The organism is Saccharospirillum alexandrii (assembly GCF_043641555.1).
In the GTDB taxonomy this organism is placed as follows: domain Bacteria; phylum Pseudomonadota; class Gammaproteobacteria; order Pseudomonadales; family Natronospirillaceae; genus Saccharospirillum; species Saccharospirillum alexandrii_A.
In genome coordinates this window covers 1,310,186-1,327,417 of sequence record NZ_JBHZRJ010000001.1, presented here as the reverse complement: position 1 = coordinate 1,327,417, position 17,232 = coordinate 1,310,186, and the positions used below count along the sequence as shown (strand labels likewise).

The 17,232-nt window shown below is 57.4% G+C and carries 18 protein-coding genes; 13 read left to right on the top strand and 5 right to left on the bottom strand.

Going from position 1 to position 17,232, the window contains the following annotated elements; all coding sequences use genetic code 11:
- Window positions 1-15: 15 nt before the first annotated feature.
- The 8 genes from ACHUE7_RS05805 (at window position 16) to ACHUE7_RS05770 (ending at window position 5,705) form a co-directional block, all read left to right on the top strand.
- Window positions 16-1,524 carry an RNA polymerase factor sigma-54 gene (locus ACHUE7_RS05805; protein ID WP_394169121.1) on the top strand — a complete coding sequence of 503 codons (1,509 nt, stop codon included), beginning with the start codon at window positions 16-18 and terminating at the stop codon, window positions 1,522-1,524.
- 162 nt (window positions 1,525-1,686) lie between these two features.
- Window positions 1,687-1,992: a ribosome hibernation-promoting factor, HPF/YfiA family gene (gene hpf / locus ACHUE7_RS05800; RefSeq protein WP_028669370.1), complete on the top strand. Its 306-nt coding sequence runs from the start codon at window positions 1,687-1,689 to the stop codon at window positions 1,990-1,992.
- Window positions 1,993-1,994: 2 nt separating this feature from the next.
- Window positions 1,995-2,450: a PTS sugar transporter subunit IIA gene (locus ACHUE7_RS05795; protein WP_213679222.1), complete on the top strand. Its 456-nt coding sequence runs from the start codon at window positions 1,995-1,997 to the stop codon at window positions 2,448-2,450.
- A 5-nt stretch (window positions 2,451-2,455) separates the two neighbouring features.
- Window positions 2,456-3,334, top strand: a complete 879-nt coding sequence (rapZ, locus tag ACHUE7_RS05790; protein WP_394169120.1) for an RNase adapter RapZ — start codon at window positions 2,456-2,458, stop codon at window positions 3,332-3,334.
- Window positions 3,331-3,600 carry an HPr family phosphocarrier protein gene (locus tag ACHUE7_RS05785; RefSeq protein ID WP_394169119.1) on the top strand — a complete coding sequence of 90 codons (270 nt, stop codon included), beginning with the start codon at window positions 3,331-3,333 and terminating at the stop codon, window positions 3,598-3,600. The genes rapZ and ACHUE7_RS05785 overlap by 4 nt, the downstream gene beginning before the upstream one ends.
- A gap of 240 nt (window positions 3,601-3,840) precedes the next feature.
- Window positions 3,841-4,365, top strand: a complete 525-nt coding sequence (yjgA, locus tag ACHUE7_RS05780; protein ID WP_394169118.1) for a ribosome biogenesis factor YjgA — start codon at window positions 3,841-3,843, stop codon at window positions 4,363-4,365.
- A gap of 120 nt (window positions 4,366-4,485) precedes the next feature.
- Window positions 4,486-5,064, top strand: coding sequence for a sigma-70 family RNA polymerase sigma factor (locus ACHUE7_RS05775; protein WP_127556306.1), 579 nt, complete (start codon window positions 4,486-4,488; stop codon window positions 5,062-5,064).
- Window positions 5,061-5,705, top strand: a complete 645-nt coding sequence (locus tag ACHUE7_RS05770) for a ChrR family anti-sigma-E factor (protein ID WP_348474174.1) — start codon at window positions 5,061-5,063, stop codon at window positions 5,703-5,705. The genes ACHUE7_RS05775 and ACHUE7_RS05770 overlap by 4 nt, the downstream gene beginning before the upstream one ends.
- A gap of 54 nt (window positions 5,706-5,759) precedes the next feature.
- On the opposite strand, the gene ACHUE7_RS05765 is transcribed toward ACHUE7_RS05770, so the two are convergent.
- Window positions 5,760-8,573: an FAD-binding and (Fe-S)-binding domain-containing protein gene (locus ACHUE7_RS05765; protein WP_394169117.1), complete on the bottom strand. Its 2,814-nt coding sequence runs from the start codon at window positions 8,571-8,573 to the stop codon at window positions 5,760-5,762.
- A gap of 184 nt (window positions 8,574-8,757) precedes the next feature.
- On the opposite strand from ACHUE7_RS05765, the gene ACHUE7_RS05760 reads away from it, so the two are divergent.
- Window positions 8,758-9,489, top strand: a complete 732-nt coding sequence (locus ACHUE7_RS05760) for a FadR/GntR family transcriptional regulator (protein WP_394169116.1) — start codon at window positions 8,758-8,760, stop codon at window positions 9,487-9,489.
- On the opposite strand, the gene ACHUE7_RS05755 is transcribed toward ACHUE7_RS05760, so the two are convergent.
- The 3 genes from ACHUE7_RS05755 to ACHUE7_RS05745 form a co-directional block, all read right to left on the bottom strand.
- Entirely contained in the window at window positions 9,452-9,958 is a 507-nt protein-coding gene (locus tag ACHUE7_RS05755; protein ID WP_394169115.1) for a GNAT family N-acetyltransferase, read from the bottom strand. The genes ACHUE7_RS05760 and ACHUE7_RS05755 overlap by 38 nt on opposite strands.
- Entirely contained in the window at window positions 9,955-10,566 is a 612-nt protein-coding gene (locus ACHUE7_RS05750; protein ID WP_127556310.1) for a riboflavin synthase subunit alpha, read from the bottom strand. Before ACHUE7_RS05750 ends, ACHUE7_RS05755 begins: the two co-directional genes overlap by 4 nt.
- A gap of 71 nt (window positions 10,567-10,637) precedes the next feature.
- Complete coding sequence (locus ACHUE7_RS05745) at window positions 10,638-11,420, bottom strand: glucosaminidase domain-containing protein (RefSeq protein WP_394169114.1); 783 nt, start codon at window positions 11,418-11,420, stop codon at window positions 10,638-10,640.
- 197 nt (window positions 11,421-11,617) lie between these two features.
- Here ACHUE7_RS05745 and ACHUE7_RS05740 point away from each other — a divergent pair, with 197 nt between their 5' ends.
- Entirely contained in the window at window positions 11,618-12,820 is a 1,203-nt protein-coding gene (locus tag ACHUE7_RS05740; protein ID WP_394169113.1) for an MFS transporter, read from the top strand.
- A gap of 385 nt (window positions 12,821-13,205) precedes the next feature.
- Here the strand turns inward: ACHUE7_RS05740 and ACHUE7_RS05735 are convergent, their stop codons facing one another.
- Window positions 13,206-13,532, bottom strand: coding sequence for a DUF1820 family protein (locus tag ACHUE7_RS05735; protein WP_127556313.1), 327 nt, complete (start codon window positions 13,530-13,532; stop codon window positions 13,206-13,208).
- A gap of 244 nt (window positions 13,533-13,776) precedes the next feature.
- Between ACHUE7_RS05735 and miaB the strand changes: the two genes are divergently transcribed.
- The 3 genes from miaB (at window position 13,777) to ybeY (ending at window position 17,226) form a co-directional block, all read left to right on the top strand.
- Complete coding sequence (gene miaB / locus ACHUE7_RS05730) at window positions 13,777-15,141, top strand: tRNA (N6-isopentenyl adenosine(37)-C2)-methylthiotransferase MiaB (RefSeq protein ID WP_394169112.1); 1,365 nt, start codon at window positions 13,777-13,779, stop codon at window positions 15,139-15,141.
- Between the two features lie 547 nt (window positions 15,142-15,688).
- Window positions 15,689-16,696, top strand: coding sequence for a PhoH family protein (locus ACHUE7_RS05725; protein ID WP_348477269.1), 1,008 nt, complete (start codon window positions 15,689-15,691; stop codon window positions 16,694-16,696).
- 8 nt (window positions 16,697-16,704) lie between these two features.
- Window positions 16,705-17,226 (top strand): rRNA maturation RNase YbeY, encoded by a 522-nt coding sequence (ybeY, locus tag ACHUE7_RS05720; RefSeq protein ID WP_394169111.1) that lies wholly within the window; start codon window positions 16,705-16,707, stop codon window positions 17,224-17,226.
- Window positions 17,227-17,232: the final 6 nt, after the last annotated feature.

The following is a 17,232-nucleotide window of genomic DNA, read 5'->3' as shown; positions in this document are numbered from 1 at the left end:
CACATATAACGCTCTATGAAGACCTCCTTACAACTGAAAATGAGCCAGCAGCTGACCATGACGCCTCAGCTGCAACAAGCCATTCGCCTGCTGCAACTGTCGACTCTGGATCTGCAACAGGAGATACAGGAGGCACTCGAAAGCAACCCCATGCTCGAGGTTCGCGAAGACGTGGACGACTCGGGCGCCGCTGACTCAAAAAACAGCCAGTCCGTTGACCAGAAAGCCACCAGCGATGCGGAAAACTCCGCAAATTCCAACGAGGGTGATCAGCGCGAGCTGGAGATTGCCGAACACATTCCCGACGACCTGGCCGTCGACAGCTCCTGGGACGACATTTATACCCACGCTCCCACCAGCCACGGCCTGCCCTCGGGAGACGACGACTTCAATTTCGAGAACGTTTACGGCACCACCGATTCGCTCTGGGACCATCTGAACTGGCAACTGAACCTCACCACCATGACGGATCGCGACCGGCAAATCGCCGAAAGCCTGATCGAAAGCGTCAATGCCGAGGGGTATTTGTCGTCAAGCCTGGACGATATTTTCGAGGGCCTGACCGCGCACATGGCCAATGACGACGACCCGCTGGAAATGGACGAAGTCGAAGCCGTATTGCACCGCGTTCAGCACTTCGACCCACCCGGCGTCTGCGCCCGGGACCTGGCCGACTGCCTGACCATACAACTGCAGCAAATGAGCGAAGACACCCCCTGGCGCGACGCCGCCCTGACGGTGGTCAACAATTACCTCGACCTGCTTGCCTCGCGCGATTACAGCCAACTGATGCGCAAATCGAAACTCAAGGAACCGGAGCTGCGCGATGTAATTGCGCTGATTCAGAGCCTCAATCCCCGCCCAGGCAACCAGATCGAAAGCGGTAAAGATGAATACGTCGTACCGGACGTCATCGTTCGCAAAGACATCAAGAACAATCGCTGGCTGGTCGAGCTCAACCCGGAAATTGCGCCGAAACTTCGGGTCAACGCCTCCTATGCGTCCATGGTCAAGCGAGCCGACTCCAGCAGCGACAACACCTATTTAAAAGACCACCTGCAAGAGGCTCGCTGGTTCATCAAGAGCCTGATGAGCCGCAATGAAACGCTGTTGAAAGTAGCCACCAACATTGTCGAGCATCAACGCGGCTTCCTGGAATATGGCGAAGAAGCCATGAAACCTCTGGTATTGCACGACGTTGCCGAAGCGGTCGAAATGCATGAGTCGACCATTTCCCGGGTAACCACCCAAAAATACATGCACACGCCGCGCGGCATTTTTGAACTCAAGTATTTTTTCAGCAGCCATGTCAGTACCGACAGTGGTGGCGAAGCCTCCAGTACCGCCATTCGCGCCATCATTAAAAAGCTGGTCGCAGCAGAAAACCCGCGCAAACCACTGAGTGATTCGAAGATCGCCACCTTGCTGGGAGAAAAAGGCATTCAGGTAGCCCGGCGTACCATTGCCAAATACCGTGAAGCCATGATGATTCCTCCATCAAATGAACGTAAACGGCTGATCTAAATCAATGGAGTGAGCCGACCAGTGCTTGAAAGCGGTCGGTCCAGGCGCCAAATTCTGTAATAGGAGCTAGACTGAAATAGGCAAAGGGAAATCGGATAACATTGCCCTGCGGACATCGCCTTTTCGGGAACCGCAGATCCATCACTGCAAGAGGAGCGGACTATGCAAGTCAACATCAGTGGTCACCATGTAGAAGTTACTGAAGCGCTGAACGACTATGTCGGTCAGAAACTGGACCGGCTGGAGCGACACTTCGACCAGATTGGCAATGTACAAATTACCCTCAGTGTTGAAAAACAGCGGCAAAAAGCTGAAGCTTCACTCAACATCAAGGGCGCCCAGATTCATGCGGACTCTGAACACGATGACTTGTATGCCGCCATTGATATGATGGCGGATAAACTGGACCGTCAACTGCTTAAACACAAAGAGAAGACAGTTGATCGAATGCACGGGAATTCACGTTAATCATGATACCATTGGACCAAGTCCTGACCGTTGAACGCGTCTTTGTTGGCGCGTTCGGCGCCAGCAAAAAACGCGTACTGCAAACCCTGGCGGAACGTCTTGCCAGCGCAGTACCAGGCGTCACCGAACTCGATCTGTTCGATCAGTTGATTGCCCGGGAACGACTTGGGTCCACCGGACTGGGTCAGGGCATTGCCCTGCCCCATTGCCGCCTTGCCAACATCGACCGGCCCGTCGCCGCTCTGGTGAAACTCGATGAAGCTGTCGACTTTGAATCACCGGACCGCCAACCCGTCGATTTGATGTTCGCCCTGGTGGTTCCCGAAGCTGCCACCGATGAACATCTGCAATTACTGGCCGCCGTTGTAGAACGATTTAACGACTCCGAGACGGTTGCCGCCCTGCGCGATACCCGTGATCCCGATGAACTGTACCGGCTCTTCTTCAAGGGATTCTGATCACCATGGCGACGCAGGCCAAATCACACCGACTCATACTCATTAGCGGTCGATCCGGGTCGGGCAAGAGTACGGTCCTGAATGCCCTGGAAGACGCGGGCTTTAATTGCATCGACAATCTGCCGCCGTCACTGCTACCCGAGCTGGTGCGCTGGATGTCGGCCAGCACCGAACAGCCCAACACCGCCGTTTGCATCGATGCACGCATGTCGCCTCAGGGCATCGCCCATTTACCCGAGATTCTGGCCTCCCTGAAAACCGATCTGGTCCCCGAGATTCTGTATCTGGATGCCGATGAAACCATTCTGTTGCAACGGTTTTCCGCCACCCGCCGCAAGCACCCGCTGACCGATCAGCATCGCTCACTGGCCGAAGCGATCGCCCACGAAGCAAAGCTGTTGGCCCCGGTTGCGGCACTGGCACAACTAAAGATAGACACCAGCAGCCTGTCGCTACAGGAACTGCGCGACCAGATACGCTCCAGGGTCATTCGCAAGCCCCGGGGCATCGCCCTGCAGTTTCTGTCGTTCGGGTTCAAACACGGCCTGCCCCGGGATGCCGATCTGGTATTTGATGTCCGATGCTTGCCCAACCCCTACTGGGACAAGGCGTTACGTGTCCATACCGGCCGGGATGAGCCCATTCAGGCGTTCTTGCAGCGCGAACCCGCCGTTACCGAGATGTTTGAAGACATTCGTCGCTTTGTCGACCGCTGGTTGCGTCAGTATGAAGCGAATCAGCGCGCCTACCTCACCGTCGCCATTGGCTGCACCGGCGGGCAGCATCGCAGTGTTTACATTTGTGAACAACTCTATGGTACCTTCTCTGCCAAGTATCCAAGCGTTCAGATCAGACACCGGGACATGGGGCACGACGAAGCGTGATTCAGGAACAACTGACCATCATCAACAAGCTCGGGCTGCATGCCCGGGCGGCGGCCAAACTGGTCGGCATCGCCGGTCAGTTTGAGAGCCGGATCGTTCTTGTTAAAGATGGCCGTGAAGCTGACGCGAAAAGCATCATGTCGGTCATGATGCTGGCGGCGAGTCAGGGCACCGAATTGAATGTACGCATTGAGGGAGACGATGCCTCCGAAGCCTGGGGGGCGCTACTTTCCCTGGTTCAGAACCGCTTCGACGAACCGGAATAGTCGGTAATTGCAGGATTTTCGTGCGGTTATAGCCCTTTCCAACACGAAGATCCCGATAGTTGCGGTTGCCGCTGGTGCCACCCTGCCCTTTCTTTTAAAATCACTAGCATCGACCCGGCGCTGTCAGTCCAAGCTGTACCAGTCAGAAGCATCACATCGACTGGGTAGCTGACCGTCCTCCGCCTGGCCACATTCTTTCTGCTTTGAACCCGATCAGGCAGTCACCACCGTAGAGCGCTCATGAGCCACCCTGAAGACGACAACATCGAATACGAACTGGTCAGCAAATCCGAAATGAAACGGGAAATGCACCGCTGGCAGGCCCTGGGTGAGCGCTTGCTTACGCTGCGTGCTGATCAACTGGCCACCATTCCCCTGACCGAACGGCTGATTCAGGCGCTCGATGAAAGCAAGCGGGTCACCCAGCGCGAAGCCCGCCGCCGGCACCTGCAACTGATCGGCAAGCTGATGCGTGACAACGACGTCGACGCCATTCGCGAGGCCGTTGACCGGCTCGACCCCAGCAGTGAGTTGTATAAACGGGATCTGCAACAGGCGGAAGTCTGGCGTGAACGACTGATTCGCGAAGACAGTGCTGAAAGCAACTGGTTCGAAACCTACCCGAATACCGACCGCCAGCCCTTCCGTTCACTGGTTCGGGCGGCACGAAAAGAGCAACCGGACGACCCGGAAGCCCCAATACGCGGTGGTAAGAACAGCAAGCGGTTGTTGCGCTGGATTAAAGAGACGCTGGCAGAAAAATAATCATCCAGCGTGATCCGGATACCGAACGCTGACGTATCCTAGCCTGAGACTCCATCAACAGGTTTAAAAATGTCAGCGGCCAATGTAATCTCGATACTCTCATCGAAAAAAGCACGCACTATGACACAGACGAGCCAAACAGCCGACGAGTGGGCGGATCTGCTCGAGGCCGTGGCCCGACGGCAGGACACCAAAGCCTTTGAGGCTCTGTTCAAGCATTTTGCCCCCCTGATTAAAGCCTTCGCGTTGTCTTCCGGCTTGCACAGCCAGGGCGATCATCTCCCTGAAGAGCTGGTTCAGGACGTCATGCTTGCCATCTGGCGCAAGTCGGCATCCTACGACAGACGCAAGGCGGCACCGTCAACCTGGATCTTTACCATTGCCCGTAACCAGCGTATCGACATGCTGCGACGCCTGAACAAATACCGGGCCGACGTCTCTGCCGATGCGATCTGGGATCTTGAGTCCGATACCGAACTGTTTGGAGAAATCCGCCAGTCGCGCATTCAGGACAAGGTAAAAGCCGGTCTCTATGAGCTTCCGGTCGACCAGCGCCAAGTCATGGCCAAGGTCTTCCTGGAAGACAAAAGCCACCAGGAGGTTGCCGACGAAATGAAGCTGCCCCTGGGTACCGTTAAGAGCCGGGTTCGCCTGGCCATGAAAAAGATGAAACTTTCGTTAGAGGCACTCGATCTATGAGTCAGTGGCACCCGCAACCCGATCAACTTGTGGAATTTGCAGCCGGTACCTGCCACACCGGCATGAGTGTGGCGATCTCCGTACACCTGCATTACTGCACGCAATGTCGTGCTGCTCTGAGTGAGTTGGAAAGCACCTCTGCGGTTCTGTTTGAACAACAGGCGGCCGCACCGGTAACTGATACCGCTTTCGACCAGCTGATGCAGCGCATACAGCAGGAGCCTGTTACTGAACCGGCGCCAGCGCCCGTGATGAGCAACCGCTTTCCCAAGGCGCTCGCCACACTGCTGCCCGCCTCGCTGGATGAGCTGGACTGGCGCCAGCCGATGAAAAACCTGCGCGTCAGTCACCTGATGACCGACGAAAGCGGCATGATCATTGGCCTGCACCACATGAAAGCCGGTGGCCGTGTACCGAACCACTACCACCGGGGTGAAGAAATCAGTGTCGTGCTGGAAGGCGGTTTCTCGGACCAGCTCGGCTCCTACGGTGCCGGCGACTTTATCACGCGTACTCCGAGTGACACCCACTCGCCGCGGGCCGATGCCCATGAAGACTGCCTGATGCTCTCGGTCGTCGCCGCTCCGGTCAAGTTAACCGGTGCACTGGGCTGGCTACTGAACCCTTTCCTGAAGCCCTAATCTGGCTTCATCTGGCACCCAACGAAAACCCCGGCTTTGCCGGGGTTTTTTGGTTTAACCGGTCCGGTCGGACTGCCGGTCCAGCACTTCAAACAGTGAAAAGTAGGTCAGCCCACTGTGCTGACTGAGCCCGATTTCACAGGTCCGGCTGGTAGAAATACCATAGCGGCAATCACTAACCGACTCAGCCAGGTGACGCAGGGAAGACGCATTCAGTTCCGGTTGCGAGAACCCCTTGTCACCGGCAAACCCGCAACAGGCCATGCCCTCTGGCTGCACCCAGTGCGGCGTTACCGCGTTCAACACCCGCTGAAAACTGGCTTCTATGCCCTGCTTCTGCACGCTGCAGGTTGTATGAACCGCTACGCGACCGGTCTCGGGCTGAATAACAAGCCGGTCCAGCAGGAAGCGGTCAATAAAATCGACGCTGTCATAAAACTGGATGCCACGAGCCTGGGCATCAGCCCGCACCCGCAAACTGCAAGGGCTGGTGTCAGCCAGCACCGGAAAGCGACCGCCACTGGAAACTTCCCAGAGTTCGTCAACCAACTCCCGGCGCTGCTGCTCGGCCACGTCGACATGCCCTTTGGAATGAAACGGCTGACCACAGCACAGGCCCCGGGTCGGCTGTGGCACCACCACCGCCAGCCCGGCCTTGCGCAGAACGCTCAGGGCAGCGGCGGGTACCGGCTGGCGCCCGTCGCCCAAAGCCGGGCCCATGGCCTGGGTGACGCACGCGGCCCAGTAAACGACCGTATCAAGATCGGTGGGACGCGTCTGTCGGATGGGTGCATACACTGGCCGGGCGGCCCCTGGTGTTGTCGATGGCCAGAGCGGTGTTCGCCCGCCACTGAGTCGCCGCATTGACGCCGAATAGCGCTCCAGCCGCTGCGCCCCGGCCAGGCGTTGTAACCCCTGGGCAGCCCACAAACTGCCGCGCGTCAGCGTAGCCAGGGTGGCAAAGTGCCGCCCCATAAAGCGCGCCAGCCGACTGTAACGATGATTATTGCGTTGACGCAGACTCAGCACCAGCTCCCCGGTGTTAATACCCACCGGACAGCGCAGTTCGCACAATCCCGTCGCAGCACAGGTGTCGATGCCCTGATAATTGAAGGCTTTTTGCCACTGTGGATCAATGCCCTCATCGCGGCTTTGCCGCTGTAACTCCCGGTACAGGGTGATGCGCTGACGCGGCGTCAGCGTCAGATCCCGGGACGGGCACACCGGCTCGCAGAAACCACACTCGATGCAGGTATCGACGATCGGATCGGCCGCTGGCAGGGCTTTCAGGTGTTGGATATGGGCTTTGGGGTCGTCATTGAGAATCACCCCGGGGTTGAGAATGCCGGCCGGATCAAATACCTGCTTGATGCGTTTCATCAGCCCGTAGGCGTCCTCACCCCACTCCTTCACGACGAAGGGTGCCATATTACGCCCGGTACCATGTTCAGCCTTCAACGAGCCTTGCAGTGAGCCGGTCACCACTTCGGCAATGTCCTGCATAAAGGCATCGTATCGGGCAACTTCACCGGGCGCTTCAAACCCCTGGGTAAACACAAAATGCAAGTTGCCTTCCAGCGCGTGGCCGAAAATGATCGCCTCGGTGTAGCCATGACGATCGAACAGGGCCTGCAGTGCTGCCACGCCTTCCGCCAGGCGTTCCACGGGAAAGGCCACATCTTCTATGATCACCGTGGTCCCGGTCGCACGCATGGCCCCCACGGCAGGAAAGGTGCCTTTACGAAGATTCCAGTATTGAGCGATGCGCAAGCTGTCGCGAGTAAAGCCGGTACTGCACCAGCCTGCCGGCAATTGCTCCAGTACCGCTATTACCTGGTCGCAGTGACCGCTCAGTGCGTCGGCCATTTCAGCGCGGACATCCACCAACAACATCCCCCCCTCTGGTGGTAACTGTCGCGCAAATTCGGGCAGACCGGGCATGTGCGCCACCGATTCGATGGCGCGCCGGTCGAGCAATTCCACCGCATCGACAGGGCAGGATCGCAAGGCGGTAACCGCCCGGGCACACAAATCCAGATCGTCAAACCCGATCATGATCGAGGCCCGGTGAGGCCAGTCCGGTACCGTATTCAGGCTGACTTCGCTGATAAACCCCAGGGTGCCTTCAGAGCCCACCATCAGATGCGTCAGCATGTCGATTGGGTCGTCGAAGTCGAGCAAGGCGTTCAGGCCGTAACCGGTGGTGTTCTTCAGCCGGTATTTGTGACGAACGCGCTCTGCCAGGGTGGCGTTGGCTTTCAGGTCGGCCGACAGTTCGGCCAGTTTGTCCAGAAAACAGCCATGGCTGGAGCGAAACTCGGCAACGCTGAGTGGATCCCGGCTATCAATGATGCTGCCATCGGCCAGCACGATGCGCATGCCAGCCAAGGTGTGGTAGCTGTTATGACGTGTACCGCAACACATGCCACTGGCGTTGTTGGCAACAATACCGCCCATCTTGCAACTGCCAATCGACGCTGGGTCCGGTCCTATTTTACGGCCATAGGGCTTGAGACGCTGATTCACATCGGCACCGATCAGATCGGGCTGCAGGTGTACCCGCTCACCCAAGGGGTCGATGCGACAACCGCGCCACTGATCGGTCAGAACCACCAAAACGGAATCAGTTACTGCCTGACCGGACAAGCTGGTACCGGCCGCCCGGAACGTCACAGGCACCTGGCACAGCTGGGCCTGCACCAGCAGAAAGCTCAGTTCTGCCTCGTTTTCCACGGTCACAATCAGTTTGGGAGTCAGACGATAAAAACTGGCATCGGTACCCAGGGCAAAACAGCGCATCGGGTCGGTGGTCAGACGCGACTCGGGCAAGCGGTGTTTCAATGCGCGAATAAAACGATCAATCGTCATAACCGGTCCTGTTCTGGCGTTTGTTATTATCAGGGAGAGCTCGTTGGTCACCTAAGGTGCCATCTCCGTCAACAAAAAACCTCCCCCTGCAGACATCCAATTCCTTAAAAGTGCGCCGGTACGCCACAAAAAGCCGTAAACTGGGGAGCATCGACAACCCGCCTTTTTAAAAGTGGTCAGACCAATGACAATACGCAGGATAGACAGGCTCTGCCAGTTGCTGAACCAGCAACTGCTGGACGGCGACCTGAAACCGGGAGACAAGCTGCCCTCGGAACGCCAGCTGGCCCTGCGCTTTGAAACCAGCCGGCCACTGGTGCGTGAAGCGCTGCAGCAGCTCAAGGGGCTGGGCATCATCGAAAGTCGCCAGGGAGGCGGCACCTATGTATGCCAGAACTACGCTGAACCGGCCGGTTCGCCTCTGTCATCCCTGCTCGGCCAACGTCAGGATCCGGTGCGGCTGAACGCCGAATTACTGGAATACCGCATCACCATTGAGGCGCGGTGCGCGGCGCTGGCAGCCGAGCGCGCCACCGTCGACGACCTGCAACGCCTGGACCTGGCCTACCAGCATTTGCGCAAAGCACACCAGCAGCGGGATCTCGACGCCGAAGCCCAGGCCGATGCCCGGTTTCATCTGGCCATTGCCGCTGCCAGCCACAACCGCGTTTTTCTTCAGACTCTGCAGGGTCTCTTTGGCTTGCTCAAGAATAACGTCATCACCAACATAGGCGGGCTCAGCAGTCACCCTGATATCCGGGCACGCCTGATGGGGCAGCATGCCCGCCTGTTTGAGGCAATCTACCAGCGAAAACCTGAAGCTGCGCAGACGGCCATTGAAGAACACCTGGCTTATGTCAGCGAATTTTCAGACCAGCTCAACCGTGAGCGCCAGCGTCTGAGGGGCACTGGCTAGGCGGACGCTGCATCCATTGATGCTCGATGTCATCTTCGAGGTACCGATCCCCAACCGGCTCGAAGCCAAAGGATTGATAGAACGGAACAAGGTGCGCCTGAGCACCCAGAGCCAGGCCAGAACCGGGAAACAGTCTGGTCATGGCAGTGACGGCTTCGCGCATCAGCTCCCGGCCCAGCCCCTGACCGCGGGCATTGGCACGGGTAACTACCCGGCCAATCGCTGGCCAGTCGCCGGCAACACCGGGTGGCAGCAACCGGGCAACGGCCACCAATTGACCGGCCCGGTAGCCGAGCAGGTGCCAGGCCAGGTCATCCAGACCGTCGGCATCCTGATACGGGCAATTCTGCTCCACCACAAAAACGGCTGCACGCAATGCCAGCACATCATACAGGGTGCGCGTATCTAACTGCTCAAACGTCAGGCATTGCCAGGTACAGCCCTGGCCGGTTATCGGCTCGTGAATCACAGCTGCCCCGCCGCTTTCATCCGGCCCAGGGTGTCGACAATGGCCTGGGTGTGGGCGTCGAACTCCACATTGACCCGGTCGCCGACTCCGGCGTCGCCAAAGGTAGTCACCGCCAGCGTCTCGGGAATCAGAAACACATTAAACCGGTCGTCGCGGACTTCGCCGATGGTCAGACTGCAGCCGTTCAAACCCACATAACCCTTGGGGAAGAGGTAGCGCCGTTGTTCGTCGTCAATGCCGAACCAGAGGATGCAGTTATTCTCGGGGCGTTCAATATCCAGAATCGGAACCGTGTGGTGCACGTGTCCCGACATGACATGGCCACCGATGTCATCGCCAAAGCGCGCCGCCCGCTCAACATTAACCAGATCGCCATCACTCAGGTCTGCCAGGTTGGTGACCCTCAGTGTTTCCATCATCACATCAAAATAGGCGCGCTCACCCTGTTGCCGGGTAACTGTCAGACAGGCACCGTTCAGTGCAATACTGGCGCCAATGACCAGACCTTCGGTTTGCTTGGCCGTCAGCGGTACCGACAGGGTCCATAACTGGGGCAAACGAGCTTCAATGGTAACCGGCGCCCGGTTTTGCACTATTCCTGAAAACATGAGATTCCTCGGGGGTACGAAACAGTGGCCTGTTTTAAGGCTTTCGTACCCCAAAGGCAAGGGAGAGCGGGCTAATTAGCCGCGTAAAAGGGGCGTTGGTCGTATTCGATCAGCTCGTTGTGGGTGATCATTTCCGTCAGCTCGCGAATGTACGCTTCACCACGAATGGAATAGCCCTCAAGTCCCCAGACCAGCATCAGGGAGGAGGCTGGTTCACCGAGATAGCGCAGCTCAGAGCGAATATTGCGCATATCACGATAAGGCGGGTGGGTATTCACGTTCTGAAAATAGGATGCGACCGATTCGGCTACGTCTGCGAACAGCTTCACTTCATAGCGCTCACCTTCCGGTCGACCCGCCGGCACAAGGCCACAGCCTTCGGCGAAGCACCACTGCCCGAACAGATTATTGCCCTCAACGGCAAACCGGCTCGTGCCCCAGGCGCTTTCATTGGCTGCCTGAGCCAGTACCAGTGAGGCCGGAATAACATCGACGCGGTTGAGCATCAGTTCGAAGTAGGCATCACTGCCGGGCGTTTCCTCTACCTCGTAGTCACGCCCCAACTGGGCCAGATAGGATGTCTGCCAGGGTGCGGCCGTTTTGCCCTGATCCAGATCAGTCTGCATCTGCAACAACCAGATTCGTTCCGCCACAATGCGCTGGTTGACGCGCTGAATGATGGGGTTCAAAAAATCAAAAAACACCTGTTTTTTGGTCGCAACGTCATCAATACTTGCCATGTCTGGCAAGTCTGAATCGACCGATTCCAGTTGCCCGGGCGCTTCCGCCCAAACCAGAGCTACCGGCATAACCAATAGCAGTAAAGTCGCGACCCAAATCCCTGGATTCCACATAATTGTTTCCGTCGTTTTAATGCCGTTAATGAATTTACAAGCCGCGTGAGTATAGAGTGACCTGTACGATAATCAACCAACACTCACTCCGGTCACACAGGGTTCGAGATAGCTTGCCGTATTGGATCACTTGACTTTCCCACTGGGGGAAGGTCTAAACACTGTAAGAAAGGCTAATCAGGAAAGAGTAAACCACGATGAACAAACCAAGCCCCGCCCTCTGGACTCTGATCGCCATGCAGGCGCTGTCGATGTGCGCGCCGCCCATGGTCATTCTGATCGGTGGCCTGATCGGCACCCAACTCGCCCCCAATCCGCAACTGGCTACCCTGCCCTTGTCGGTACTGGTCATAACCACGGCCTTCAGTACCTTCCCGACCGCCATGATCATGCAACATCTGGGTCGGAAGAAGGGCTTTCTCATCGGTAACCTGGTGTCGCTGGCGTCATGCGGCATTGCCATAGTGGCCATTTATGCCCAGAGCTTTGTACTGTTACTGGTAGCGACCGGCGGCCTCGGCTTCAATATGGCATTTGTTAACCAGTTTCGCTTTGCCGCCATGGAGCGGGTGGCGCCTGAACACCAGGGACAAGCTGTTTCCTGGCTGCTGCTTGGCGGCATATTTGCTGCTCTGGTTGGCCCCGAACTCGGTGCGCTCGGAGAATCCCTGCTGGGTGTTCCCTACGCTGGTGCCTTCCTGTTGCTGGCAGGCGTGCTGCTAGGGGTCACCGTTTTAGTGGTGTTCGCCTACCGGGACCTGCCCTACCAGGCACCTGTTAAACAATCGGTCGGTCGGCCCTGGGGTTCCTTGCTGCAACAGCCGGTACTGTGGCTGGCCTTGTTGGCTGGGGCGATATCCTACAGTGTAATGACACTGGTGATGACGGCGGCGCCGCTGAGTATGCACGATATGGATCAGCACAGCCTGCACGCCACCAAAACCGCGATCCAGGCTCACATTCTTGCGATGTTCCTGCCGTCTCTGGCTACAAGTTGGCTAATTCGCCGATTTGGACCGGAGCGTTTACTGGTGCTAGGGCTGTTCATCTACGCCCTGATGATCATTGCCGGGCTTAGCGGGCATGGCGTCAGTCATTACACCATCAGCCTGATCCTGCTGGGCGTGGGTTGGAACTTCCTGTTTGTCTCAGGCACCACCCTACTGCCCAGAGCCTATCAGGACTCGGAGCGGTTCAGGGTTCAGGCGGTGAATGAATTTCTGGTGTTTGGCGCCCAGGCACTGGCCACGCTGGGCGCAGCCTGGTTACTGTTCCGGTTTAGCTGGGAAATATTACTGTATGCCACGGTGCCGGCTCTGGCGGTATTGTCAGCCACCCTACTCTGGCACAAGCTCAGTCTGAAGACTGCACAAGACAACGCCCGGGCTGACTCGGTTTAACGAGGCCCGGACCTTAATGAACAGAGGTCGTTAATAGCGCTGCATCAGAACGACGCAGGCATGAGGCCCGCTCGCGGGGCCTCTGTTTTCAGCAAGACAGCATCGGGCGTTACCGCCGGCGACGGGTCTCGTCCTGTTTCACCCGGATAGGTTCCGGCTTTACTGCCGTACCCTGGCTGTATACCCGCCAGGCAACAGCCCCCAGCAACATCGTCAACAACAGTACGGTCATCGTTTAACCCTCATAACGGGTGCATTTGCCAACCCCGGTTGGCCCTATCACCTTGGGTGATCATCTGAAGTATAGCCTTATTGAACCCGGCGGCCAGTCAAAACCCATGTCGTTGTCGTGTAAATGCCGTCAGATTCACAGTAACCGTGCATTCTAACTGCGTTTTGATGGTCCCGATGCCGGAAATGCGATGACCGGCCCGCCCTTGCTATCGCTTATTTTGGCGACGCCTTCCTGCTCAACCTCGTCAATGCGGGTAATGGAATGCATCGGAATGAAGCTGCGCTTTACACCACTGAATTCTTTTTTCAGCCGTTCTTCACCCGGATCCACTAGCAACTGGCTGCGCTCGCCAAAAATCAGCTCCTCGATCTCGATAAAGCCATACAAGTCACTTTGATAGACCTGTTCACAATACACTTCGTACACCTTGTCCTGATTAATAAAGGACACTCTGTAAATGGCCTTGGGTTGTTTCATTGCCGGGTAACGTCCTGACTGATGCTTGGGGTTCTCAACAGCGGAACACCAGTGCCCGCTGCCTCATTCATCCCAGCAATATGGGCTCTGCAGAGGTCTTATTCAATAGCCAGGGGCACCGCGCCTCAATCTGCCTGAATTCTGTGCACCGGATGGTTGGGTCGGCGCCCGGTTATGCGTATAATCTGCGCCCCTTTTGAGCGTCGGCCTCGCTGGCGCTCCTGTTCACCAAAACTGCAGGCTCATGACCAAAAAACTCTTTATCAAAACGCACGGCTGCCAGATGAACGAATACGATTCGTCGCGCATGGCCGACCTGTTGGGCGACAGCCACGGTTACACCCTGACCGACAACGCCGATGAGGCCGACGTGCTGCTGCTGAACACCTGTTCCATCCGTGAAAAAGCACAGGACAAGGTGTTCCATCAGCTGGGCCGCTGGAAAAAGCTGAAAGCCAAGAACCCGGACCTTAAGATCGGGGTTGGCGGCTGCGTGGCCTCCCAGGAGGGCCAGGCGATATCCGACCGTGCGCCCTACGTTGATATGATTTTTGGTCCTCAGACCTTGCATCGTCTGCCGCAAATGCTCGATGCCTCCTCAGGCCAGGTTGCCAATGCCGCCGGCAACCGCATTGCCATGGTTGATGTGACTTTTCCGGAAATCGAGAAATTCGACCACTTGCCCGCCCCGAAAAGCGACGGTGTGACGGCCTTTGTTTCCGTGATGGAAGGCTGTTCAAAATACTGCACCTTCTGCGTTGTGCCTTATACAAGGGGCGAGGAAGTCAGCCGCCCGTTCGATGACGTCATCACCGAAGTCGTCCAACTGGCGGAACAGGGCGTGCGGGAAATCAACTTCCTGGGCCAGAACGTCAATGCCTACCGCGGCCCGCGCCACGACGGCGGCGAAGCCGACCTGGCCGAGCTGATCACCCTGGCTGCCCGCATTGACGGCATCGACCGCATTCGCTTCACCACCAGCCACCCGGTCGAGTTCACCGACTCGCTGGTAGACGCCTACCTCGACGTACCGGAACTGGTCAGCCACCTGCACCTGCCCGTACAAAGCGGTTCAGACACGATATTGAGCGCGATGAAGCGCGGTCACACCGCAGCGGAATACATCGAAAAAATGGAGCGCATCCGCGTCAATCGCCCGGACATCAGCTTCTCGTCTGACTTCATCATCGGTTTCCCGGGCGAAACCGAAGCCGACTTCGAAGCCACCATGAACCTGATTCAGAACATTGGCTTCGACCACAGCTTCAGCTTCGTGTACAGCCCAAGGCCCGGTACCCCGGCAGCCAATCTGGAAGACACAACGCCCGAGGCCACCAAAAAGCAACGTCTGGCCATTTTGCAAGACAGAATCATCCAGCAAGCGGCCCAGATCAGCCGCCGCATGGTCGGCAGCACCCAAACCATACTGGTCAGCGAGCGCTCCAAGCGCAACCCGGCCGAGCTGCAGGGCCGCACAGAAAACAACCGACCAACGTTCTTTGAACATAGCGACGACGAATTGATCGGAAAGTTCGTGCAGGTCCGTATTACCGAGGCCTTCGCCAACAGCCTGCGCGGTGAGGTTATCAATACTGACCTGGCCTATTAAGGATCGGTGGTTTACTTGACAGTTGAACCTCACTTGAGACATGAGTCCGTATCGGGCACCGGGTGGGCCTATCAGGGGTCGGCGTAGACCCGTCCATGGGGCCTAGACCGCAGCATCCATGCTGCGGACTTCCCCTGATAGGCCCACCCGGCACCCGATACTCACCTTGCCGGTATTCCTAACTTGCCTTTAGCCTTAGGTCTTTTAGGGATGGGTGGTTAAAAGAAAAGTATCTGGCCTGTGAGCTAGTCAATAAGACCTTGAATTTAGACGCAGGCCAAGTGCCGGCTACCGGGTGAGTCTTTCCGGGGTAGTCTGAGGCATGGATGCCGAAGCCTAGGCCCCATGGAAGGGTTTACGCCGACCCCGGATAGACTCACCCGGTGGCTGGCACGAACTCCCGGCACAAAGGTAAAATTAACGAACACAATGGTGGCTGAGTAATAAATAGTTACCACGGTAATCGACTTTTTGACATGGCAGGGATGCGGCGTATTCTTAGCTTATTCCGCTGTTTACAGCGCAACGTGAGAGGAACCAGAACACTTTGACTACCCCGTCTAATCTTGAGGCTGCAACAGCAGCGTCCGATCTGCGGCACTTTGAGCTGCAACCCGATAATCCCCAGCGACTGGCCAGCCTGTGCGGCCTGGCCAACGACAACCTCCGGCAGATTGAAGATCGCCTGGACATTCGCGTCAATAATCGTGGCAATCGCTTCGAACTGGCCGGTGACGGCGGCAGTGTTGCGGCGGCCGAAGACATCATCAAGCGGCTGTATCGGGAGACCAAGGGTGGCAAAGACTTACTGCCTGATACGGTGAACCTCTATTTACAGCAGTCCGAGGTCGAAACCCTGAGTGAGCAGGAAGGGGCGCAGCTGCACGAGCACAAACTCTACGTGCTGCACACGCCCAAATCCGTGGTCAAACCGCGCGGGCCCAATCAGCGGGCCTATGTGCACAGCGTGCTGACCCACGATATCAACTTTGGCGTCGGCCCGGCCGGTACCGGCAAGACCTTTCTGGCCGTCGCCTGCGCCGTGCAGGCGCTGCAGAAAGACCAGGTCAAACGCATTATTCTGGTCCGGCCTGCCGTGGAAGCGGGCGAAAAGCTGGGCTTTCTGCCCGGAGATCTTAGCCAGAAAGTCGACCCATACCTGCGCCCGTTGTACGACGCACTCTACGAAATGCTCGGCCTGGAAAAAGTCGATCGCCTGATTGAACGCAACGTCATTGAAGTGGCGCCTTTGGCTTACATGCGTGGTCGAACGCTGAGCAATGCGTTCATTATTCTCGACGAAAGCCAGAACACCACTAAGGAACAGATGAAAATGTTCCTGACCCGCATCGGCTTTGGTTCCACCGCGGTCATCAATGGCGACCCGACACAGGTCGACCTGCCCCGGGGCAACCAGTCTGGCCTAGCCCATGCCCTTAAAGTCCTTGATGGCGTCAGCGATATCAGCGTTACCCGCTTTGGCTCCAAAGACATTGTGCGTCACCCGCTGGTACAGCGCATTGTCGACGCCTATGACGCGCACGGAGACAGCTGACCGCCGCCATGAACGCTAACCCGGCTTTAGCGGCCGTCGTCGACCTGGATCTCCAGGTCGCATCCGACGCCGCAGACCTGCCCGCTTTCGATGACCTGCTGCTCTGGGTCGCCACGGCTCTCAAAGGCGAACAAGACGCCGCCAGCCTGACCATTCGCCTGGTTGATGACCCGGAAAGCCAGCAGCTCAACCATGACTACCGGGGCAAGGATGCACCTACCAATGTACTGTCGTTCCCGTTTGAACTGCCTCCGGGCATAGACGACCCCGAGGTTAATGCCCTGCTCGGAGACCTGATCATCTGCGCGCCCGTGGTGGCCCGCGAAGCGGCCGAACAGGGCAAGCCTGTTGCACATCACTGGGCGCACATGGTGGTCCATGGTACCTTGCATTTACTGGGGTACGACCACATTGACCCGGCTGAAGCCGAGATCATGGAATCACTGGAGCGCCGCATTCTCGCGACGCTCGACATCCCCGACCCTTACTGGCTTGAGAACCACTTGCCGACCGGCACCCCCCCCCTATAATGGGCG